The organism is Methyloversatilis discipulorum (assembly GCF_000527135.1).
Classification (GTDB): Bacteria; Pseudomonadota; Gammaproteobacteria; order Burkholderiales; family Rhodocyclaceae; genus Methyloversatilis; species Methyloversatilis discipulorum.
Genome location: NZ_AZUP01000001.1, coordinates 4,103,134 through 4,123,725, shown reverse-complemented (window position 1 = coordinate 4,123,725; position 20,592 = coordinate 4,103,134). Strand labels below are relative to the sequence as shown.

General features: G+C 67.1%; 19 protein-coding genes. 9 read left to right on the top strand and 10 right to left on the bottom strand.

Going from position 1 to position 20,592, the window contains the following annotated elements; all coding sequences use genetic code 11:
• Positions 1–4 precede the first annotated feature (4 nt).
• The 4 genes from METFAM1_RS0119150 to METFAM1_RS0119135 form a co-directional block, all read right to left on the bottom strand.
• Positions 5–556 (bottom strand): cytochrome P460 family protein, encoded by a 552-nt coding sequence (locus METFAM1_RS0119150; protein WP_019917162.1) that lies wholly within the window; start codon positions 554–556, stop codon positions 5–7.
• A gap of 66 nt (positions 557–622) precedes the next feature.
• Positions 623–1,558 (bottom strand): DMT family transporter, encoded by a 936-nt coding sequence (locus tag METFAM1_RS0119145; RefSeq protein ID WP_019917161.1) that lies wholly within the window; start codon positions 1,556–1,558, stop codon positions 623–625.
• 11 nt (positions 1,559–1,569) lie between these two features.
• Positions 1,570–1,950, bottom strand: a complete 381-nt coding sequence (locus tag METFAM1_RS0119140; protein ID WP_019917160.1) for a YybH family protein — start codon at positions 1,948–1,950, stop codon at positions 1,570–1,572.
• Positions 1,951–2,017: 67 nt separating this feature from the next.
• Positions 2,018–2,521: a MarR family winged helix-turn-helix transcriptional regulator gene (locus METFAM1_RS0119135; protein ID WP_019917159.1), complete on the bottom strand. Its 504-nt coding sequence runs from the start codon at positions 2,519–2,521 to the stop codon at positions 2,018–2,020.
• 156 nt (positions 2,522–2,677) lie between these two features.
• Here METFAM1_RS0119135 and METFAM1_RS0119130 point away from each other — a divergent pair, with 156 nt between their 5' ends.
• From METFAM1_RS0119130 to METFAM1_RS20720, 6 genes are all read left to right on the top strand, one after another.
• Positions 2,678–4,795 carry a TonB-dependent siderophore receptor gene (locus tag METFAM1_RS0119130; protein ID WP_019917158.1) on the top strand — a complete coding sequence of 706 codons (2,118 nt, stop codon included), beginning with the start codon at positions 2,678–2,680 and terminating at the stop codon, positions 4,793–4,795.
• Between the two features lie 2 nt (positions 4,796–4,797).
• The gene (locus METFAM1_RS0119125; RefSeq protein WP_019917157.1) at positions 4,798–5,919 is read left to right on the top strand and encodes a PepSY-associated TM helix domain-containing protein; all 1,122 of its coding nucleotides are present in this window, start codon (positions 4,798–4,800) and stop codon (positions 5,917–5,919) included.
• Positions 5,912–6,634, top strand: a complete 723-nt coding sequence (locus METFAM1_RS0119120; RefSeq protein WP_157256646.1) for a hypothetical protein — start codon at positions 5,912–5,914, stop codon at positions 6,632–6,634. Before METFAM1_RS0119125 ends, METFAM1_RS0119120 begins: the two co-directional genes overlap by 8 nt.
• On the top strand, positions 6,631–6,975 hold the full coding sequence (locus tag METFAM1_RS0119115) for a hypothetical protein (RefSeq protein WP_019917154.1): 345 nt from the start codon (positions 6,631–6,633) through the stop codon (positions 6,973–6,975). Before METFAM1_RS0119120 ends, METFAM1_RS0119115 begins: the two co-directional genes overlap by 4 nt.
• A gap of 107 nt (positions 6,976–7,082) precedes the next feature.
• On the top strand, positions 7,083–7,679 hold the full coding sequence (locus tag METFAM1_RS0119110; RefSeq protein ID WP_019917153.1) for a DUF4126 domain-containing protein: 597 nt from the start codon (positions 7,083–7,085) through the stop codon (positions 7,677–7,679).
• Between the two features lie 67 nt (positions 7,680–7,746).
• The gene (locus METFAM1_RS20720) at positions 7,747–7,917 is read left to right on the top strand and encodes a DUF3149 domain-containing protein (protein ID WP_019917152.1); all 171 of its coding nucleotides are present in this window, start codon (positions 7,747–7,749) and stop codon (positions 7,915–7,917) included.
• Positions 7,918–7,929: 12 nt separating this feature from the next.
• Here METFAM1_RS20720 and METFAM1_RS0119100 read toward each other — a convergent pair whose 3' ends face one another.
• The 5 genes from METFAM1_RS0119100 to ettA all read right to left on the bottom strand — a co-directional run bounded on the left by METFAM1_RS0119100 (position 7,930) and on the right by ettA (position 15,073).
• Positions 7,930–8,658, bottom strand: coding sequence for a TFIIB-type zinc ribbon-containing protein (locus tag METFAM1_RS0119100; RefSeq protein ID WP_019917151.1), 729 nt, complete (start codon positions 8,656–8,658; stop codon positions 7,930–7,932).
• 94 nt (positions 8,659–8,752) lie between these two features.
• Positions 8,753–10,693, bottom strand: a complete 1,941-nt coding sequence (locus tag METFAM1_RS0119095; RefSeq protein WP_019917149.1) for a peptidase U32 family protein — start codon at positions 10,691–10,693, stop codon at positions 8,753–8,755.
• A 46-nt stretch (positions 10,694–10,739) separates the two neighbouring features.
• Complete coding sequence (locus METFAM1_RS0119090) at positions 10,740–12,266, bottom strand: sensor domain-containing diguanylate cyclase (protein ID WP_232419829.1); 1,527 nt, start codon at positions 12,264–12,266, stop codon at positions 10,740–10,742.
• Between the two features lie 96 nt (positions 12,267–12,362).
• Positions 12,363–13,307: a PEP-CTERM sorting domain-containing protein gene (locus tag METFAM1_RS0119085; RefSeq protein WP_019917147.1), complete on the bottom strand. Its 945-nt coding sequence runs from the start codon at positions 13,305–13,307 to the stop codon at positions 12,363–12,365.
• 101 nt (positions 13,308–13,408) lie between these two features.
• Entirely contained in the window at positions 13,409–15,073 is a 1,665-nt protein-coding gene (gene ettA / locus METFAM1_RS0119080; protein WP_019917146.1) for an energy-dependent translational throttle protein EttA, read from the bottom strand.
• A 191-nt stretch (positions 15,074–15,264) separates the two neighbouring features.
• Here ettA and METFAM1_RS0119075 point away from each other — a divergent pair, with 191 nt between their 5' ends.
• The 3 genes from METFAM1_RS0119075 to METFAM1_RS0119065 all read left to right on the top strand — a co-directional run bounded on the left by METFAM1_RS0119075 (position 15,265) and on the right by METFAM1_RS0119065 (position 19,105).
• Complete coding sequence (locus METFAM1_RS0119075; RefSeq protein ID WP_232419827.1) at positions 15,265–17,226, top strand: CHASE domain-containing protein; 1,962 nt, start codon at positions 15,265–15,267, stop codon at positions 17,224–17,226.
• A complete protein-coding gene (locus METFAM1_RS21110; protein WP_019917143.1) occupies positions 17,223–17,378 on the top strand; it encodes a LiaI-LiaF-like domain-containing protein in 156 nt (51 codons plus the stop codon). The genes METFAM1_RS0119075 and METFAM1_RS21110 overlap by 4 nt, the downstream gene beginning before the upstream one ends.
• 74 nt (positions 17,379–17,452) lie before the next feature.
• Complete coding sequence (locus METFAM1_RS0119065; RefSeq protein WP_019917142.1) at positions 17,453–19,105, top strand: methyl-accepting chemotaxis protein; 1,653 nt, start codon at positions 17,453–17,455, stop codon at positions 19,103–19,105.
• Between the two features lie 36 nt (positions 19,106–19,141).
• On the opposite strand, the gene METFAM1_RS0119060 is transcribed toward METFAM1_RS0119065, so the two are convergent.
• Positions 19,142–20,575, bottom strand: coding sequence for a mannose-1-phosphate guanylyltransferase/mannose-6-phosphate isomerase (locus tag METFAM1_RS0119060; RefSeq protein ID WP_019917141.1), 1,434 nt, complete (start codon positions 20,573–20,575; stop codon positions 19,142–19,144).
• Positions 20,576–20,592 lie beyond the last annotated feature (17 nt).

Here is a 20,592-nt window from a genome sequence, read left to right as displayed (position 1 = left end):
CGGATCAGTACTTTCCGGCCTTTACCGCGGCGAAGTGTTCGTCATAGCGGAACACGAAGTCCTTTTCCTTCAGCGGCGCGTGACAACCACGACAGGTGTCGTACTTCGCGTCGCCATTCAGCTCGCCATTGCCCTTGAACGCGGAATAGATCCAGTTGCCGTTGCGCTGCGGCTCCGGCACGTCGACGCCCCAGCCGGCGTTCTTGCCCATCACGAACACGGCGGCCAGCTTGTCCTTCACCAGCTTGCCGTCGGCGCCCTTGACCGCCTTGCCGTCGGCATCGAGCTTGACCGACCAGTTCTCCATCACGAACACCGATCCGTTCGGAAAGCCCTTTTCGGCGCTGCCCTTCTTCGCATCGGTGTTCATGTAGATGTCGCGTATCTGTTTGACGTCCTCGCGCTGCACTGCGGTCAGGAAGCGCGGCCAGGCCTTGTAGTCGGCAGGCAGCGGCAACTGGCCGTCATCGAGGCGGGCGACCGGCGTGCTGCCCATCTGGCTGCAGCCGGCGACCAGCGCCCCGAATACGATTGCGGACAGAAGGTTCTTTTTCATCGGATGACTCCTCGCATGGCACGGGTGGTTGAACGGGTGCCAGCGCTGGCACCCTGCGTGCCCTGTCTACGCGCGGGAGGCGTTTCCGGATGCAGTCGAGGTCGGGGAAATCTGCGCACGACGCCGACGCAGGCCTTCGACCGACAGCAGCAGCAGGCCGACGCCGATCAGCAGCATGCCGGTCAGTTCGTTCGCCAGCGGCCGTTCGCCCAGCTGCAGTGCCGCCGCCAGCACGCCGATCACCGGCGTCAGCAGCGACACCATGCTGGTGGTGCCGGCCGACAGCCGGCGCAGCGCGTACAGCCACAGCAGCCAGGCCAATGCGTTCGCCAGCACGATGTTGAAGCCGAGCGCGCCGATCAGCGACGGCGTCCAGTTCGTCTCCCGCCCCGGCCAGAACAGCGCAAAGGCGATCAGCGGCAGCGAACCGAACAGCATCTGCCAGGCGGTCATCGACAGCAGGTCGATGTCCGGCGCACGGATCTGCAGGCGCTTGGCGACGATGACCGCCAGCGCCCACAGCGCACCGGCACAGGTGGCCAGCGCCATGCTGGTCAGGTCACCACCGAGGTGCGCCGGGTCGAGGATGAACAGCAGGCCGGCCAGCGTGGCGACCGCCGACGGCCACTGCCAGCCATGCAGCCGCTCACCCAGCAGCGGCCAGGCGAACACCATGACCCAGAAGGGCATGGTGTAGGTGAGCACCGCCGTCTTGCCGGCGCCGCCACTGACCAGCGCGAGGATGATCAGCCCGGTGAAGCCGGTGGTCTGCAGCACGCCCATGGTTGCCACCCAGGGCAGGTGCTGCGGCCGGAACGGCCGGCGCAGCACCGCCATCAGAGCGAACAGGCTCAGCGCGCCGCCGAAGGTGCGCCAGGCGCCGAACTGGAAGGCGTCCATGTCGATCAGCCCGATCTTCATCACCACCCAGTTGTAGCCCCAGATCACCGCCAGCAGCAGCAGGGCGGCGACCGCGCGCAGCGACGGCGAGCGTGTGTTCATGCCGGTGCTCCTCAGTTCCAGGTATGGGTCAGCGCGCGCCAATTGCCATCGGGCTGGCGGCGATAGACCACGGTGATGTGGCCGGAAAAGGTCTGCAGTTCGCCGTCGGCGTTCTTCGCCTGCGCGCTCCAGCGGCCGCGCTGGGTCGCGAGCGCGTCGTCGCCGGCTACTGCATGCAGTTCGATGCGGTGCTTGTGGATGCCACTGGCGATGGCACCGGCAAACAGCGCCTGGATGGCCGCCGGACCGATGGCCGCTTCGCCGCCGGCCGGCAGCACGGCGGCTTCGGCGTCGTACAGCGCGGCGACGGCTGCGGCGTCGCCGCCGTTGAAGGCAGCGTCCCAACGGGTGTTGATGTCGGCGATGGCGGTCTGGAGTGCGCTCTGGGTCATTTCAATATCCTTTAGGTTTGCAGGGTTAATACGGAGGCTAACTATTCACGCAAATTTTTTTCGCACTTCAGGCGAATGCATCGAGGCCGGCATGCACGGCGCCCAGCATCGACTGCAGCAGCACGCGCTGGTTCTCGTCCAGTCCGGACATCAGCGTGCGCACCCGCCGGTAGTAATCCGGCATCACGGTGTCCAGCACGCCCTGCCCCGCCGGCGTCAGCCGTACTGTGGTGCGCCGCCGGTCGGCGGTATCGAACACCCGCTGCACGAGCCCGTCGCGCTCGAGCCCGTCGATCAGGCCGGTCATCGTCGCCCGCGTCACGCCCGCCTTTTCCGCCAGCACCGACGGTGAGGACTCCAGCGTTTCCTCGCGGAACAGCAGGATGAGCACCCACCAACGCCCCTGCAGCAGACCGTGCCGCGCGAGAAAGGCGTCGAGCGCCTGCGACAGTTCGGTCGCCGTGCGCAGCAGCGTCAGAAAGCCGGTGACGGCGCTGACATCGGCGTCCGGATAGCGCTGCGCAAAGCGACGCAGGATGTCGGGGGTCGGAAGATCGCGTACTTGGAGCATGTACGGAACAATATCATAAGGCACCTAACCAAATCAACGGGCACGAGTCGGGAAACTCGCTGGCGATCACAGGGCAGGACAAAAGAGTTCACTTCACGGCAGCATTTCCGTGATAATTAACGAGAATCATTATCGAACTCATTAAAACAAATAGCCATGACTGCCCGAACCCAGCCGCAGCGCCTCCCCCTCCACCTGCTCGCGGCTTCGATCGCTGCGCTGCTCGCCCCGCTCGCCTCTGCCGAAGACGCGGTCGCAACCCTGCCTGCCGTGCGCGTCGACGCCTCTGGCGACGTCGGTTTCACGGCGCGCAAGGCAAGCAGCAGCACCTTGAAGTCCGATCTGCCGCTGAACGAGACCGCACAGTCGGTCACCGTCGTGACGCGCGAACAGATGGATGCGCGTGGCGTGCAGTCGCTGACCGACGCGCTGCAGAGTGTGGCCGGCGTCGTGTCCGGCTACTACGGTCGCCGTGGCTGGGACGACTTCATCATCCGCGGCCAGCGCGCGACCGAATCGGTTTACGTCGACGGCCTCAGGGTGGAGATGGACGCGCGGGTCGCGCAGGAAACCTTCGGCGCCGAGCGCATCGAAGTGCTGAAGGGCCCGGCCTCGGTGAACTTCGGTCTGGTGCAGCCGGGCGGCATGGTCAATATGGTCAGCAAGCGGCCGCGGGCCGAGGCATTCACCGAAGTCGCCTTCACCGGCGGCAGCGACAACTTCCGCCAGTTCACCTTCGACTTCGGGCGTCCGCTGTCCGACACCGGCCGCGCCGCTCTGCGCATCAACGGCCTGATGCTCAACAGCGACGACCCGACCGACTTCGTCTATTACAAGAACCGCTGGATCGCGCCGTCGATGTCGCTCGACCTCGGCACGCGCACCGACTTCACGATACTGACCAGCTTCCAGACGCGCGAGTACGTCCGGCAGCAGGGGCTGCCGGTGCGCGGTTCGGTGCTGCCGAACCCGAACGGCCGCGTGGATCGCAGCCTGTTCATCGGCGAACCGGGCTTCGGGCCCTACGAAGCCAGTCAGGCACGCATCGGCTACGCGCTGGAACATCGCTTCGACAGCGGCTGGACGCTGCGCCAGAACTTCCGCTGGCAGGACTACGACATGGATGGGCGCCTGGTTGCCGTCGCCGGCTCGGGTCTGCAGGCGAACAACCGCCTGCTGAACCGCCAGGGCACGCTGCAGGACTTCCGCGGCCACGGGTACGGTCTCGACACTCACCTGACACGGGCGTTCGATGTCGGCGCGACACGCCACACCGTGCTGGCCGGCGTTGACACCAACCGTCACGCCAAACGCGAAACGACGACCCGGTGCACCGTCGCCGCGCTGAACGTCTATACGCCGGTCTATGGCGCGACAGTCAATTGCGGCAGCACGCCGTTGACCGATCTCGACGAGACCATCCGCTACACCGGCTTCTATCTGCGTGATCAGATGCGCCTGAGCGAGCGGCTGAACGCGGCGGTCACGCTGCGCCGGGACTGGGCCTCGGTCGATTCGACCAATGTGCTCACCGGCGCCTCGATCACCGACGAGAACTACGCGACCACCACCGGCAGCGCCGGCCTGATCTACGAGGTGATCGACGGCGTGTCACCGTACGTGAGCTATTCGGAATCCTTCCTGCCGCAGGGCGGGTACTCGGTCAGCGGCCAGGCGGTGAAGCCGGAAAGCGGCAAACAGACCGAGGTCGGCGTCAAGTTCAGCTTCGCGCAGGGGCGCATCCAGGCGACCGTCGCGCACTTTGACCTCGAACGGCAGGACGTGCGCGCGAGCGACGGGTCCAACCCGGGCTTCTACATCCTGATCGGCGAGCAGCGCACGCGCGGCTACGAACTGGAACTGCTGGCCGACCTGCGCAACGGCTGGAACCTGTCGGCCGCCTACGCCAACACCGACGGCGAAGTGGTGCGCGATGCCACTGCGGCCAACGTCGGCAAACCGCTGGACAACGTGCCGCGGCACAGCGCCTCGCTGTGGGCGCAGTACCGCGTGCGCAGTGGCGCACTGACCGGTCTCGGCCTCGGCGCCGGGCTGCGCTACGAGAGCGAGAAACAGGGCTACAGCTTCGCCTACACGATTCCCGACTACACCGTGTTCGACGCCAGCGTGAGCTATATCGGCCAGGGTTACCGCCTGAGCGTGATCGCAAAGAACCTGTTCGACCGCGACTACTTCGCCGGCGGCCTCAACAACAACGTCATTCCGCTCGGCGACCCCCGCCGCGTGCTGGCGTCGGTCACGCTGGACTTCTGAGTGTGGCTTCGCAACGCACGCTCACCCTGCTGTTCGCGGTGCATTCGTGGGCCGGCATCGTCACTGGCGTGCTGCTGTTCGTGATCTGCGTGTCCGGCGCGCTGGCGGTGTTCAAGCACGAGATCGACCTGTGGGGTAATCCGTCGCTACGCCACCTCGAACATGCGCAGTCGCCGGTCGGGCCGCAGGCCGTCCTGGCGGCCGTGCAGAGCGCCTTGCCCGGCAGCAAGGTGGAGAGCATCGTGCTGCCGACCGCCACCAGTCCGGCCTACTTCGCGCAGGTGCGGCACGACGACGGTCTGCGCAGCAAGATCGCCGTCGACGCCGGCATCGCCGCGGTGATCGGCCCGGTGGACAGTGAACTGGGGCAGTTCGTACGCATGCTGCACGTGTTCCTGTTCTTCGCGCCGCGCTGGATCGTCGGCTTTCTCGGCGCAGTCATGCTGGTGCTGGCGCTGACCGGCATCGTCATCCACCGCAAGATCGTGCGCGAGCTGTTCACGGTGCGCTGGCGCCGCAGCAGCCGGCTGGCGGCGTCAGACCTGCACAAGGCCTCGGCCATCTGGGGCCTCGCCTTTCATCTGCTGATCGCCTTCACCGGTTGCTGGCTCGGCCTCGCACCGGTGTTCGAACAGAGCTGGCGTTACCTCACTGGCGGCGCCGACCCCGCCGTCGCGCTGCCGAAGGACGCGCGCAAACAGCCGATGCAATCACTCGACGCACTGCTGCTTCAGGCACGTCGCGACCTGCCCGGCCTGGAGCCGGAAACGATCTCGCTGCGCAACGTTCAGCGCGCCGATGCCGTCGTCACCATCTCCGGCGACCTGCCACAGCATCTGATCAGCAGCGCCCGTGTCAGCTACGCCGGCGCCGACGGCCGCACGCTGGACCTGCGCGACCCGCGCCAGCGCGGATTCTGGAGCCGCTTCGACGGCTGGATGGAGCCGCTGCACTTCGGCGATTTCGGCGGTCTGATGCTCAAGGCGCTGTATTGCGTGCTCGGTCTCAGCGCTGCTGGTCTGGCCATCAGCGGCACCGTGATCTGGGCCGATCGCCGCCGCCAGCAGCACCGCTCGGGCGACGCCGCTCACAGTTCGACCATGGCCGGAGGACGCCTTGTTTGACCGCATCATGGCGGCGCTGCTGACCGCCGCACCGACTGCGCTGCTGCTCTGTGCCGCGACCAGCCTGTGGCTGGGCCGCCGTCTCGAACTGCTGCCCGGCAATCAGGGCATGGGCCCCTGGCTGTTCATCGTGCTCTGGCTGCTGCTGACGACGCTGAATGTGCGGGCCACACAGCCCGTTGCGGTCTGGCGACGCGGCCTGTACGGCAACGCGGTCGGCAGCGCGACGGTTGCACTGAGCGGCCTGCTGCTCCATGCGCCGCAGGCCGGCGCCATGGCGGCCGCCTGTGCCGTCGCAGCGCTGGCCTGTTCCGCTGGCGCAATGGCGCTGCCCCGCGCCGACGCAACACCCGTGCGGCCCCCTGCCAGAGCGCGCCGCGCCGGACTGTTGCGTCGCTGCATCAGCGGCCTGCCGTGGTGGGTGCTCGCCGCCTGTTTCGTCGAAAGCTTCCGCATCGCCCAAACCGGCGGCGACGGCCGCGGTGCCGGTCACACCGGCATGCTTATCGCCTTCTTCGTGCTGTTGCCAGCGCTGTCAGTCGTTCGCTGGTTCCGTGGTCCGGCACTGTTCGTCTGGTTGATCGGCGGCGCCCTGCTCGGCTGGCTCGGGATCGAGGCAGATCGCCCGATACTGGCCGTGCTGGCACTGATGGCGCTGCTCTGCGCGCGCCCGCTCGGCGGCCGGGCGCTGCCGGCTGCAGCTGCCGTCACATGATGAACGGCTTGACCGAAATGGGGCTCGCGCTGACCGGCGTGGCGCCGGTCGCTGCGCTGTTCGCTGGTGGCAAGGCCCGCGCCTGCGAAGACGCCGCGCCGCCGCGCTGGCTGATGACCTGCGGTCGACGACTGGCGCTGGCTGGCGCGCTGTTGCAACTGCTGCTGGCCATCGCGATCAGCGGCCCGATGGCCGGCACCGTTCTGGTGCTGACGGCCTGGATGGTCTGCGGCAGCCTGTTCGTCCCGGTCGTGAATGCGTGGCCGGCGCCCACCTTCAGGTTCTCGGCGGCGCTGACCGCCACCGGCGCCTTGCTGGCACTGGTCGGTACAGTCGCCTGAGGCGGCGCTGTTCGGCCCCGCACGCTTCGGCTAGCATGAATATCGAGTGCCGCATGCCGGTCGGGCATGCGAGCGCGACGTACGATAACCGAAGTGATGCCCACGCCATGGATCTGACCGAAGCCATTGCCGCCGCCGCCGGCCTCGCCTGGGCCAGCGGCCTGCGGCTGTACGCCGTCATCTTTCTCGCCGGTCTGGCGGGGCGGATGGAATGGGTCGAGCTGCCGGGCGAACTGGACGTGCTGGAACACCCGCTGGTGCTGGCCGCCGCCGGTTTCATGCTGTGCGTCGAGTTCTTCGCCGACAAGGTGCCGGCGCTGGACAGCCTGTGGGACGGGCTGCACACCTTCATCCGCATTCCCGCCGGCGCACTGCTCGCCGCCTGGGCACTGGCCGATCAGAGCACGCCGGTGGTGCTGGCCGGCGCGCTGCTCGGCGGCACGCTGACCGGCGCCACTCACCTGACCAAGGCGGGCAGCCGGGTGGCGATCAATGCCTCGCCGGAGCCGGTCAGCAACGTGCTCGCATCGACCAGCGAGGACGGCCTGGCGGTCGGCGGGCTGTGGCTGGCCTTCGCCTACCCGGTTTTCTTCCTGGTGCTGCTCGCCTTCTTCGTTCTGCTCATGCTGTGGCTGCTGCCGCGCGTGTGGCGCTTCCTGACCGGATTGCTGTCCTGGGTGGCGGGCAAGCAGGCGCCCGGTTGACCTGCATCAGCCCGTCATGACCCGGCCGGCGCTTCAATGACGAAAATACGTCGAAAGGGAGGGAATCATGAAAGCGCTGTCCGATCTGCTGTCGACCGACTACGGGCTGATGAGCCTGGTGGTGATCGCCATCGTCATTTTCATGAGCATCTGGTTCGGCCGCTTCTTCAAGCGGCATATGGACGAGGATGCGGCCGCCGCGGCCAAGGCCGAACAGTCGGGCCGACCGGCGCCGTGAGCGTGCCCGCGTTCAGCGGGTAAGCACCTTCCACACGAGGCCGACGCCGGCCACCAGCAGGTCGGCCACGTCCAGGCCGCCGGCATCGCGAGCGCCTTCGATCTGGCGCTGCCGGTCGGCGCGGGCGCGCGTGCGCTCGCTCTCGACGATGGCGTCGGCCATCGACACCGGATCGCGCGTGGTGCGCTTCACTTCCGCCTGGTGGTAGCCCTTCAGCGCATTTTCGACGGCGTCCGGATCGAGCAGCGAAAAGGCCGAGCGGCAGTGCGGGCAGACGTGGTCCTTGCGGATGTCCACCGGTGCGCCGCAGCCGGTGCAGTAGATCGCCCCGACCCGCTTCGCCAGGTCGGCGATCTCGGCCGGTGTCATCTGACGCACGAAGCCCTTCTCGACCATGAAGGACGAAAAGCTGCTGTAACGACCGTGTTTCTCCGGACAGCGGTAGGTCATGTAACGCCCGCTGCGCACCAGATCGTAGCCCTTGTCGAGCTTGCGACTGCAGCGCGGACAGGCCATCACGTTGGCGACCGGGTGCTGCATCTCGTCACGATGCGCATGCAGCTGCTTGAACAGTTCGTTGACCGAGCCCGGCGACAGCTGAAGGTTTTCGAAGGTGTCGAACCAGAGCCCCTGGCAGTGCCAGCAGATATCGAGCTCCATGTCTTCGCCGCCGTGGTTCTTGAAGCGGTGCACCTTCATCGGCACGCGGCAGGACGGGCAGTGCGGCACGGGATTCTGCATGGCGGTCGGAATGACGTCGGGTGTCGATCTATCGGCGCGGGCTGCGCCCGCATGGTGTTGTCAGCGGCACGCGGGTGCGCAAGGTTGAGCCCGATCAGCGCGCCGAGCGTGTCACCTTGACGCCTTCCGGCGCGCTTCGGTGAAAGGTGACCGGCACCGCCTGCGCCTTCAGCACGTTCTTGCGGATGCGGCCGACCACATGCATTTCGCACTTCTTGCAGTCGAAGCGCAGCGTGAGCTTGTCGTTGCCGTTCATCAGCGTCATCGGCTCGGCCTTCACCATGCCGCGCAGATCGTAGTCCTTCAGTTCCTTCGGGCACAGATTGTGGCTGAAACGCAGGCAGTGCTTGGTGATCATCAGCGACACCTCGTCCAGCTCCTGGTTCGCCTCGTAGGCGTCGGCGATCAGCTCCACGCCGTGCTTGCGGTAGAAGGCGCGCGCCTTCTGGTTGTACACGTTGGCCAGATAGGACAGTTCGCTGTCGGTGAAGCGCACCGGCGGTTCGACCGGCACGCCGGGCTGCGGTCGCGGGTGAGCGGCGATGCGCTTCGTCTCCAGCAACGCCACCGCGTCGCGGCGCAGGCCGTTCAAGGTCGACGCCGGCAGGAAGCGCGCTTGCGGCAGATCGATCGCGATGTCGCCGGCTTCGAACAGCGTGTTGCCGAGCTTGCCCAGGCTGTCACGGATGCCGGCCAGCGCGCGCTCGGCGTCGCGCGCCGGCTGCTTGTCGTGCGCCAGTTCGACGCGGGCGCTGACGCCGTCCTCGTCGATCATCGTGAGCGCGAAGCCGTCCGTCGTTTCCTCGAAGCGCAGGTCGGCACGGATGCGGCGATCGGCCGACTTCTTCTCCAGTGCGCGCTCGAACGCCTGGTCGCGGTTGCGGTACAGCGTCATGCCCGGCTTCAGGTCGTCCGGCATCGCGTTCGGGTAGAGCTTGCGGCCCTGCGCGACGTTGATGCGCAGGCCCATCAGTTCGCGATGACTGTCGTAATAGCTCAGGCCGTCGCCGTTGTGGATGTCCACCGCAGCATCGACCTCGATGTGGTCGGCCGCCACCTTGACGATGGTGGCCGCCTCCTCGCCGACGAAGCTCGGCGATTCGAAGGCCTCGATGCCGTGCTGGCGGCCGTTGGCGAAGTAGTCGGTCGAGCCGCGGTTGAAGGTCTTCTCCGGCTGCGGCACGAAGGTGTAGGTACAGCGGCCGCTGGAGGCGCGGCAGTAGCCCGGCAGGTCTTCAAGCAGGCCGTTCAGCAGCGTGCTGTAGTGGGCGGTGATGTTCTTCACGTAGCCCAGATCCTTCAGCCGGCCCTCGATCTTGAACGAGGACACGCCGGCGTCGATCAGCGCGCGCATGTTCGCCGACTGGTCGTTGTCCTTCATCGACAGCAGGTGCTTGTCGTGCGCCACCACGCGCCCTTGCGCGTCGGTCAGCGTATAGGGCAGGCGACAGGCCTGCGAGCACTCGCCGCGGTTGGCGCTGCGGCCGGTATGCGCGTGGCTGATGAAGCACTGCCCGCTGAACGCCACGCACAGCGCGCCATGCACGAAGTATTCGAGCGTACAGGAGGTGTTGGCTGCCACCTTGCGCACGTCCTCCAGCGTCATTTCCCGCGCCAGCACGATCTGCGTGAACCCCACGTCTTGCAGGAAGCGCGCCTTGGCCGCGTCGCGGATGTCGGTCTGCGTGCTGGCATGCAGCTGGATCGGCGGCAGGTCCATTTCGAGCAGCGCCATGTCCTGCACGATGAGCGCATCGACGCCGGCGTCGTACAGTTGCCAGATGGCGCGGCGGGCCGGTTCGAGCTCGTCGTCGCGCAGTATGGTGTTGAAGGCGGTCAGCACGCGCGCGTGGTAGCGGTGCGCATGCGTACAGAGGCGGGCGATGTCGGTGATGTCGTTGTCGGCGCCCTTGCGCGCACCGAAGGACGGACCGCCGATGTAGACGGCATCGGCGCCATGGTTGATGGCTTCGATGCCGAAATCGGCGTTCTTCGCGGGTGCGAGCAGTTCGAGTGTGCGACGGTCGGCGTTCATGATGCGGGGCCTGCGGGAAAGGCGGGATTATCCCCGATCCTGCGCCTCAGGCCATTGCCACGCGATCACGGCCGTCGCCCTTGGCCGCGTACAGCGCCTGGTCGGCGCGGTCGACCAGGCGAACCGGCGTGTCGTCGGTGGCGAAGGCGGTGACGCCGACGCTGACCGTCGCCGTGACCGCTGCGCCGTCCAGGGTGAGCGGACTGGCGCCGATCAGCGCGCGCAGGGTTTCCGCCCGCTGGCGGGCGTCGTCCGCCGCGCAGTCCTTCAGCACCACCAGGAATTCCTCGCCGCCCCAGCGGCAGGCCATGTCGGACGCGCGCAGGCCGCTGCGTATCAGCGCCCCGACATGCTCGATCATGCGGTCGCCCGCCAGATGGCCATGTCGGTCGTTCAAGGACTTGAAGTGGTCGATGTCGATCAGCAGCACGGCCGACGGACGGCGGCTGCGCTGCACTTCGGCCACCGCGTGTTCGAGCATGATTTCGAAAGCGTGCCGGTTGAGCAGGCCGGTCAGCCGGTCCGTCGTGGCCATCTGTTCCAGCCGGCGCTGGTAGCCGCCCAGCGTCAGGCTGCTGAGCCACAGCACCGCTGCCGTCACCAGCGCGCAGATGAGCAGGTTGATGTAGAGCGTACGGCGGATGTCGGCCAGTGCCTCGTTCTCGACCTTCTCGACGAACAGGTACCAGTCCAGCTCGGGCACGTAACGCACGTTGAGCAGATAGTCCTTGCCGCGCTCGCGGTACTGGTAGGAACCGCTGTCGCGCGCCAGCACCTCGTGCGCGATGTCGCCCAGGCCCTCGACGTCGCCGATCTGCCGGCTGCCGTGCGAGGGCTGGTCGCCGTACAGCACGATGTTGCCGCTGCGGTCGACGAAATAGACGCCGCGGTGATAGCGCTGCTGGTAGCCGGAGAGCAGCCGCCGCACCGTGTCGACGGTGAGGCCGACGCCGGTCACGCCCACCGTCTTGCCGGCGTAGTCGAACACACGGTAATTGACGAATACGGTCAGCGTGTCGGGCGAGGCGGTGTCGGAATCGACGTTGATTTCGTAGGGCGCGTCGAGATCGCGCGAGCGGAAGTACCAGGCGTCGCGCTCGCTGCCCTGCTCCACCCGGCGCAGCAGGCCGTCCGGATGATAGTAGTTGCGGGTCGCTTCCGACACGAAGAAGCTGGTGAAAGTGCCGTAGCGCGTGCGGATCTCGCCGAGAAACTTGGTCATCGCCGGCACGTCACGTTCCCCCTGCAGCACCCAGTCACGGACGAAGGTGTCGCCGGCCATCACCGACGATACGAACACCGGACGGATGAGGTCCTTCTGTATTTCCGAGTAGATGGTGTCCGAGGTCAGCGGCAGTTCGTTCTCGACGATGGAGCGCTGGATTTCGCGCTTCGACACCGAGTAGCTCAGCAGCGTATTGGCGAGAAAGCCGAGCGCGAGCAGCAGGCCCAGCATCACCACCAGGCGGCGGCGGCCGGTCACGCCGAGCGAAGCCCGCACTTCGGCGCCCGGAACGACGGCTTTCGGGTTGCCGCCAGCAGGGACCGCACCGGCCTCGGCCTGAATCTTCATCGTTTCGGACATGAGGCCGCGCACAGGAGAATTACGTCCCCTGTTTTCGGCAATCCTGCGCCGGACTTTACCGCCACGTGCAGCGGGTGCGCCGCCTCAGGCCGCACGGCGCCGTGCGGCCGCGCCGACGAGCAGCAGGCCGCCCGCCATCAGGCCCCAGGTGGCCGGCTCAGGTATCGGCGCCGGCACGGTCGCCTGCAGGCTGGCGACGTCCCAGCCGATGTCGCGCAGCGCCGCCCAGTCAAGTTCGGTCATGTAGCGACGCGCCCCGGCAGGGATGACCGGGGCCAGCAACGGCACTTGATCGACGCCGTTCGCAGCGGCCCGCAAGGAGGTATCGAAATGCGCGTCGCTGCCGTCATCGCGCAGCAGCGGCGCGACACCGTCGTTGACCGCGGTCGCCGCGGCACCGGTGAAGCTGCCGTCGCTGACCTGGGCGAACCAGCTGTCGGCGGTGCCTATGCCCAGCACGTGCGCCGTTTCGTGCGTCGCCACGGTATACAGGTCGAACAACCCGGCGAAGTTCTCGACGGTGCCGACATCGTCGTCGGCGTACCAGCCGACGTTGGTGCCGAAGGTGATGGTGCCGCCCCAGGGCGCGAAATCAGTGGGCGGCGACGCCAATGCCCCCGGCTCGCCACGCCCGTCGGCGAGCGCGACGAAGTCGCTGCTGCCGCCTGCCACGTGAAAACCGGGCCCGCCCACACCCAGCGTCTGCCCGGAGAAAGCGCGAGCGCCAACGAAGATGCGGATCTCGTCGGCGGCCACCGTCAGGCCGGGCACGACCACGGTGCCGTTCAGCGGATCGACCGGATCAAAAATGCGAGCGACGAACACATCGTCGCCGGTCGGCTGGATCGCCGCCAGCGTATCGTCCAGATTGCCGCTGAACAGCCGCGCCACGTCATCGAGCACGGCACGCCGGTCATCGGTGAAGAAGCCGCCGCTGTCATAGCGGTAGTCGAACACGATGTCCACCGCCTGCGCCGGCGCCGCAGCGCAGGCCAGACCGAACAGGGCGATGCGGAAAGAGGTCTTCATCCGTGTGTCCTCCATGGTGGTAGCGGAACGGCTGCCTGCGGTGGCACGCGCGGCGGCGCGCCTCAAGCCCGTCCGCGACCGAGCGCGGGCGGGCTCCGTGATCAGCGACTGATCGGCTTGTAGCGGATGCGCTTCGGTTTGGCGCCCTCTTCGCCGAGGCGCTTCTTCTTGTCGGCTTCGTATTCCTGGTAGTTGCCGTTGAAGAAGGTCCATTGCGAATCGCCCTCCGCCGCCAGGATGTGGGTGGCAATGCGGTCGAGGAACCAGCGGTCGTGCGAGGTGACAAGCACGCAGCCGGAGAACTCGAGCAGCGCGTCTTCCAGCGCGCGCAGCGTTTCCACGTCGAGGTCGTTCGACGGCTCGTCCAGCAGCAGCACGTTGCCGCCGGAAATCAGCGTCTTCGCCAGATGCAGCCGGCCGCGCTCACCGCCCGACAGGTTGCCGACGATCTTCTGCTGGTCGCCACCCTTGAAGTTGAAACGGCCGATATAGGCGCGGCTGGGCATTTCGAAACGGCCGACGGTCAGGATGTCGGCGCCATCGGAAACCGCCTCGAACACCGTCTTCGTGCCATCCAGACCGTCGCGGGTCTGGTCGACAGCGGCGATCTTGACCGTCGGGCCGACCACGATCTCGCCCGAATCCGGCGTGTCCTTGCCCTGGATCATCCGGAACAGCGTCGATTTGCCGGCGCCGTTCGGGCCGATCACGCCGACGATGGCGCCCGGCGGAATGCTGAAGCTCAGATTGTCGATCAGCAGGCGGTCGCCGAAGCCCTTCGAAACGTTGTGGAATTCGATCACCTTGTCGCCCAGGCGCTCGCCGGGCGGAATGAAGATTTCATGCGTTTCGTTGCGCTTCTGGTATTCGACGCTGCTCATTTCCTCGTAGCGTGCCAGACGCGCCTTGCTCTTCGCCTGACGTGCCTTCGGATTGCCGCGCACCCACTCCAGTTCGGTCGCCAGCGCCTTCTGCCGCGCCGATTCCTGCGACTCTTCCTGACGCAGCCGCTCACCCTTCTGGTCCAGCCAGCTGGAATAGTTGCCCTTCCAAGGAATGCCGTGGCCACGGTCCAGTTCGAGAATCCACTCGGCCGCGTTGTCGAGGAAGTAGCGGTCGTGCGTCACCGCCACCACGGTGCCGGGGAAACGCACCAGGAACTGTTCCAGCCAGTCGACCGACTCGGCGTCCAGGTGGTTGGTCGGTTCATCCAGCAGCAGCATGTCCGGCTTGGACAGCAGCAGCTTGCACAGCGCTACGCGGCGCTTCTCGCCGCCGGACAGCGGACCGATCTTCGCGTCCCAGGGCGGCAGGCGCAGCGCATCTGCAGCGATTTCCATCTGCGTCTCGACGTCGGAGCCGGCCGCCGCCAGCACCGCCTCGTACTTCGCCTGCTCTTCCGCCAGTTTGTCGAAATCGGCGTCCGGCTCGGCGTAGGCGGCGTAGATCTGTTCCAGCTTCTGGCGCGCCTCGACGATTTCGCCGAGGCCGGATTCGACCTCTTCCTTCACCGTCTTGTCCGGATCGAGCTCCGGCTCCTGCGGCAGATAGCCGATGCGCACGCCCGGCTGGTGCTGCACCTCGCCGTCGTACTCGCGGTCGGCATTGGCCATGATGCGCAGCACCGTGGACTTGCCCGAGCCGTTCAGGCCGAGCAGGCCGATCTTGGCGCCGGGGAAGAAGGACAGCGATATGTCCTTGATGATCGTGCGCTTCGGGGGAACCACCTTGCTCACGCGGAGCATGGACATCACGTATTGGGCCATTTTCTGCAACTGCACCGACAGGGAAAGGGCGCAAGTATACGCCGGGGTACGGGCATTGGTCCGCCGGACGGGGTCAAGACGGGCTTGCTGGCGGTCGATAAGTGCTTGACGCACCAGAAAGCTCACTGCGGCGCACCGCGGCCGCCCCGAGTTTGGTGACATGCCCGGAAAATGCAGGTTCAATGCCCGACATGAGCGCAGCGCCCCACACGCGAGCTTCAACGGACCGTTCTGTCTGGCAGATCGGCCTGCCCGTACTGCTCGCCGCGCTCGGCGCGATGCTGGCGGTCTATCTGGTGTGGAACGAGATCGACCGTCGGCACCGCGAACGCGTCGAAGAGCGCCTGGCCTTCCAGGCGCGCGATATCACGCAGCAGGTGGAACAGCGCATGCGCGCCTACCGTCAGGTGCTGCGCGGCGCGCGCGCACTGTTCGACGCGTCGGACGACGTCACGCTGGAAGACTGGAAGATCTATGTCGGCGCGCTGTCGCTGCAGGAGGATTTTCCCGGCATTCAGGGTGTCGGCTTCTCAGCCCATGTGAGGGCGGCGGACCTGGACAGTCACATCGCATCGATGCGCGCGCGCGATGGCGGTGAATACCGGATCCATCCGCCAGGGGAGCGCGCCGAGTACAGCAGCATCGTCTATCTCGAACCGCAGGACTGGCGCAATCAACGCGCCTTCGCTTTCGACATGCTGTCGGAGCCGGTGCGTCGCGAGGCGATGCAGCGGGCCCGGGTGACCGGCGAAGCCGCACTGACGGGAAAGGTGAGATTGATCCAGGAGGCCGATCGCGACATCCAGACCGGCGTGCTGCTCTATCTGCCGGCCTACCGCCGCGGCATGCCGACCGGCACCGCGGCGGAACGCGCGGCCGCGCTCAGCGGCTGGGTATTCAGCCCCTTCCGCATGCTCGACCTGATGGCCGGCACGCTCGGTGGAATGCAGCCGTCGCTGCGCCTGCGCATCTACGACGGCGACACGGCGGCACCCGAGGCGCTGCTGTTCGACAGCCATGGCGCCGACCCGGTGCGCTTCGACGCGCCAACTCATTCGATCACGCGTGACATCGACGGCCGGCGCTGGCTGCTGGTGTTCGAGCAACGCAAGGAAGCGGCGGACGACATCGACCGCTGGCACACCGAACTGGCGCTGGTCGTGCTGTTCGGTGTGCTGGTGGTGGCGCTGACCGCGAGCCTCGGGCTGGCCCGCCGCCGCGCCGCGCGGCTGGCCGAACTGGGCGCCTCGCTGGCGCGCAGCGAGGCACTCTACTCGACCCTGGTCAACCTGTCCGGCGAGAGCATCCTTGCGCTCGACGCGCACGGCCACATCGAATATGCCAACCCCGGCCTGCACCGCATGCTCAACCTCGACGCGCGCGACGTCGGCGGCAAATCGCTCGACGAACTCGCCTTCGACGGCAACCGGCACGCGCTGCAATCGATGGCGGACGCACTGCTCGGTGGCGACACAGTGCGCATGGAACTGACGCTGCAGAGCCGCGACCGCGGCGAAGTCGCCGTGCTCGCTTCCGGCGTGCCACGCACCGACAGCGCCGGCCGGGTCACCGGCGCCATCATCGTCATGGCCGACATCAGCGAACGCAAGGCCGACGAGGCGAGGATCGCCTGGCTGGCGACGCACGACGGCCTGACCGGCCTGCCCAACCGCTCGCTGCTGGTCGAGCGGCTGAACCGCACACTGACGGCAGCACACCGCTACCAGCGACGTTTCTGCCTGCTGTTCATCGACCTCGACCACTTCAAGGAGGTGAACGACCGGATGGGGCATCACGCCGGCGACGAGGTGCTGATCGAAGCGAGCCGGCGCATGCTGGCCTGCCTGCGCGCAGCCGATACGCTGGCGCGCCATGGCGGCGACGAGTTCGTCGCCCTGCTGCCGGAAACTGGCTCGATCGAGGCCGCCTGCGCGGTGGCGGAGAAGATCCGGTTGCGTCTTGGCGAGCCCTTTACGCTCGAACAGGGGCAGGCGCAGATATCCGCCAGCCTGGGCGTCGTGATGTGCCCGGACCACGGCGACGACTTCGACACGCTGGTCGCCCGTGCCGATCAGGCGATGTACGCGGCAAAGGCCGCCGGACGGAATACCATCGCGGTCTGGACCGCCCCGGACAACAAGGACAACTCATGATCGGATCGATCGGCCTCATCGTCATCGGCGCACTGCTGCTGGCTTCCAACCTCAACCTTTTCTCGCTGCGCGAACTGGCCGAACTGTTCGGCACCTGGTGGCCGGCCCTGCTGATCGCCGCCGGCGTCGCCGGCCTGATCAAGCGCAAGTAGACCGTCCGGCGCCAACCGTTAAAGATTCCACGTTTTCTCCCGATATTCAGGCACTTGCCTCTGGAGTGCCCGACATGAACGGACTGAAAACACTGCGCGGCCGCCTGCTGGCCCTCGGCTTCGTCGCCCTCGCCGGACTGCTGGCCGCCGGCGGCTTCGGCCTGCTCCAGCTTTACCGCCTCGACCGCGGCGTCGGCGACGATCTGGCGCGCCTGCAGCGCACCGTCGCCATCGGTCTGGACGTGCAGAACGCCAGTATCGACTTCAAGACCCAGGTGCAGGAATGGAAGAACATCCTGATCCGCGGCAATGACGTCGAGCAGTTCCAACGCTACAGCAAGAGCTTCGAAAAGCATGCGCAGGACGTGGCTTCGCGTCTCGGCGACATCGCCGGCCGCCTGCAGGCGGAAGGATCGCCGCGCGTCGCCGAAGTGAAGGCCCTCGCCGCCGCGCACGCGGCGATGCACGAGCGCTACGTCGCGGCCCTGAAGAACTTCGACGCGGCCGACCCCGAGTCGGGCAAGAAGGTGGATCGCGCCGTGAAGGGCATAGACCGCAGCGCGACCGAAGCGATGACAGCGCTGACCCGGCAGATCGAACAGGACGTGAAGGCGCTGGGCGACGACACGCGCGCCCGCACCAGCGCGCTCTACCGCACCGGCCTGATCACGCTGAGCGTCGCCATCGCGGTGCTGTCGCTGCTGCTCGTCGTCGGCATCGTGCTGACGCTGCGCCGTCTGACCACCAGCCTGTCGTCGCTGCAGGGCGCGCTCGGGCAGGCACGGGCACGGATGGATCTGACGGTGCGTGCCCCCGACAGCCGCGGCGACGAACTGTCGGCCGCCGGCGCATCGATCAACGCGCTGTTCTCGGAGTTGCAATCGACACTGAGATCGATGCGCGACAACGCGCAGCAGGTCGCCAGCCACTCCTCTTCGCTGCACGGTTCGGTCGACACGCTGGCCGGCGCCGTCGCACAGCAGAACGACTCGACCTCGAGCATGGCCGCGGCGGCCGAACAGCTGGCCGTCAGCGTGGCCCACGTCAGCGAAAGCGCCGGTCACGCGCGCGACGTGTCGCGCAGTTCGCTCGAACGCGCCGACTTCGGTGGCGGCGTGATCGAAACCACCGCCTCGTCGATGCGCGACGCCGCGGTCGACGTGCAGGCGGCCGCCGGCGGCATGGAAGAACTGAGCCGGCAGGTGGAACAGATCGGCGAGATCGCCGGCACCATCAAGGGCATTGCCGACCAGACCAATCTGCTGGCGCTCAACGCGGCAATCGAGGCCGCGCGCGCCGGCGAACAGGGCCGCGGTTTCGCGGTGGTGGCCGACGAGGTGCGCAAACTGGCCGAGCGCACGACCGAAGCGACCAAGCAGATCGACAGCGTGGTCGGCAACGTGCAGTCGGTGACCGAGCAGACCCGTACCAGCATGCAGGAACTGGTGTCGCAGTTCGATCAGATCGGCAGTTCGACGCAGCAGGCGGCGCAGGCGATGGACGACATCAAGAGCGAATCGCGCAACGCTGTCGGTGCCACCGACGAAATCTCGCGCGCGCTGCGCGAACAGACCAGCGCCAGCGAAAGCATCGCGCAGCAGGTCGAGCGCATTGCCGGCATGAGCGAGCACAACAGTGCGGCGGTGCGTCAGGTCAGCCAGGCGGCCGACGCGATGAACGCGCTGTCGCAGTCGATGCGGCAGCGCCTGGAAACCTTCGTCGTCTGATCCGGCGGCAGGGCCCGCTCGCGCGGGCCCGCGCCCTCACTTGCGGCCGTAGGTGTCCTCGAAGCGGACGATGTCGTCCTCGCCCAGATAGCTGCCGGACTGCACCTCGATCATTTCCAGCGGCAGCTTGCCCGGGTTTTCCAGCCGGTGCGTGGTGCCCAGCGGAATGTAGGTGGACTGGTTCTCCGACAGCAGCAGCACGTTGTCGCCGCAGGTCACGCGCGCGGTACCGCTTACGACGATCCAGTGCTCGGCCCGGTGGTGGTGCATCTGCAGCGACAGCGAAGCGCCCGGATTGACGACGATGCGCTTCACCTGGAAGCGCGGGCCGGCGTCGATCGAATCGTAATAGCCCCACGGGCGATACACCTTGCGGTGGTTTTCCGCCTCCGGCCGCTTGCGCGCCTTCAGCTCGGTCACGATGCGCTTCACGTCCTGGGTGCGGTCCTTGGCCGCCACCATCACCGCGTCGCTGGTTTCGACCACCACCACATCCTTCAGGCCGAGGCAGCTCACCATGCGGGTTTCGGCGAACACCAGACTGTCCGAGGTGTCCTGCAGCAGCACGTCGCCACGCGCCACATTGCCGTCGGCGTCCTTGTCGGCCACCTGCCACAGCGCGTCCCAGGCACCGACATCGGACCAGCCGGCGTCCAGCGGCACCACCACGGCCGGCGCCACGCGCGGCTCGCCGGCGGCCAGCGGTTCCATGATCGCGTAGTCGATCGAATCGGACGGGCAGGCGGCGAAGGCCGCCTTGTCGACACGATAGAAATCATGGTCGGCCGCACCGCCCTCATAGGCCGCACGACTCGCCGCTTCGATGTCCGGGCGGAAACGCTTCAGCAGATCGAGCGCCACGCTGGCCTTCATCATGAAGATGCCGGCATTCCACAGATAGTTGCCGCTTTCCAGGTAGGACTGTGCGGTCGGCGCGTCCGGCTTCTCGACAAAGCGGTCCAGCGTGCGCGCCGGACTGCCGGCCAGTGCGGCGCCCACCTTGATATAGCCGTAACCGGTTTCCGGCCGATCCGGCGTGATGCCGAAGGTCACCACCGCGCCCTGCTCCGCCTGCGCGGCACCGATGGCCACCGCATCGCGGAAGGCCGGGGTGTCGCGGATCACGTGGTCGGACGGCATGACCAGCAGCACGGTGTCGGGGCCGGCTGCGGCGAGAGCGGCCAGCGCCAGCGCCGGCGCGGTATTGCGCCCCACCGGTTCGAGCAGCAGCGCGGCCGGATGCACGCCGATCTGACGCAGCTGTTCGGCGGTCAGGAAGCGGTATTCCTCGTTGCACACGACCAGCGGCGGCGCCAGTTCGATGCCGGGCGCGCCGGCGCGCAGCGCGGTGTCCTGCAGCAGCGTGTTGTCACCATCGAGCGGCAGCAGCTGTTTCGGATAGCGTTCGCGCGAAAGGGGCCACAGGCGGGTGCCGGAACCGCCGCACAGGATGACGGGCTGCAGGGACATGACGGAAACCTGAAAGG

Bases quoted from the DNA above. Each gene is read 5' to 3' on its own strand.
- METFAM1_RS0119150 (WP_019917162.1), bottom strand. From the start codon at position 556: ATGAAAAAGAACCTTCTGTCCGCAATCGTATTCGGGGCGCTGGTCGCC.
- METFAM1_RS0119145 (WP_019917161.1), bottom strand. From the start codon at position 1,558: ATGAACACACGCTCGCCGTCGCTGCGCGCGGTCGCCGCCCTGCTGCTG.
- METFAM1_RS0119140 (WP_019917160.1), bottom strand. From the start codon at position 1,950: ATGACCCAGAGCGCACTCCAGACCGCCATCGCCGACATCAACACCCGT.
- METFAM1_RS0119135 (WP_019917159.1), bottom strand. From the start codon at position 2,521: ATGCTCCAAGTACGCGATCTTCCGACCCCCGACATCCTGCGTCGCTTT.
- METFAM1_RS0119130 (WP_019917158.1), top strand. From the start codon at position 2,678: ATGACTGCCCGAACCCAGCCGCAGCGCCTCCCCCTCCACCTGCTCGCG.
- METFAM1_RS0119115 (WP_019917154.1), top strand. From the start codon at position 6,631: ATGATGAACGGCTTGACCGAAATGGGGCTCGCGCTGACCGGCGTGGCG.
- METFAM1_RS0119110 (WP_019917153.1), top strand. From the start codon at position 7,083: ATGGATCTGACCGAAGCCATTGCCGCCGCCGCCGGCCTCGCCTGGGCC.
- METFAM1_RS20720 (WP_019917152.1), top strand. From the start codon at position 7,747: ATGAAAGCGCTGTCCGATCTGCTGTCGACCGACTACGGGCTGATGAGC.
- METFAM1_RS0119100 (WP_019917151.1), bottom strand. From the start codon at position 8,658: ATGCAGAATCCCGTGCCGCACTGCCCGTCCTGCCGCGTGCCGATGAAG.
- METFAM1_RS0119095 (WP_019917149.1), bottom strand. From the start codon at position 10,693: ATGAACGCCGACCGTCGCACACTCGAACTGCTCGCACCCGCGAAGAAC.
- METFAM1_RS0119090 (WP_232419829.1), bottom strand. From the start codon at position 12,266: ATGAAGATTCAGGCCGAGGCCGGTGCGGTCCCTGCTGGCGGCAACCCG.
- METFAM1_RS0119085 (WP_019917147.1), bottom strand. From the start codon at position 13,307: ATGAAGACCTCTTTCCGCATCGCCCTGTTCGGTCTGGCCTGCGCTGCG.
- ettA (WP_019917146.1), bottom strand. From the start codon at position 15,073: ATGGCCCAATACGTGATGTCCATGCTCCGCGTGAGCAAGGTGGTTCCC.
- METFAM1_RS0119075 (WP_232419827.1), top strand. From the start codon at position 15,265: ATGAGCGCAGCGCCCCACACGCGAGCTTCAACGGACCGTTCTGTCTGG.
- METFAM1_RS21110 (WP_019917143.1), top strand. From the start codon at position 17,223: ATGATCGGATCGATCGGCCTCATCGTCATCGGCGCACTGCTGCTGGCT.
- METFAM1_RS0119065 (WP_019917142.1), top strand. From the start codon at position 17,453: ATGAACGGACTGAAAACACTGCGCGGCCGCCTGCTGGCCCTCGGCTTC.
- METFAM1_RS0119060 (WP_019917141.1), bottom strand. From the start codon at position 20,575: ATGTCCCTGCAGCCCGTCATCCTGTGCGGCGGTTCCGGCACCCGCCTG.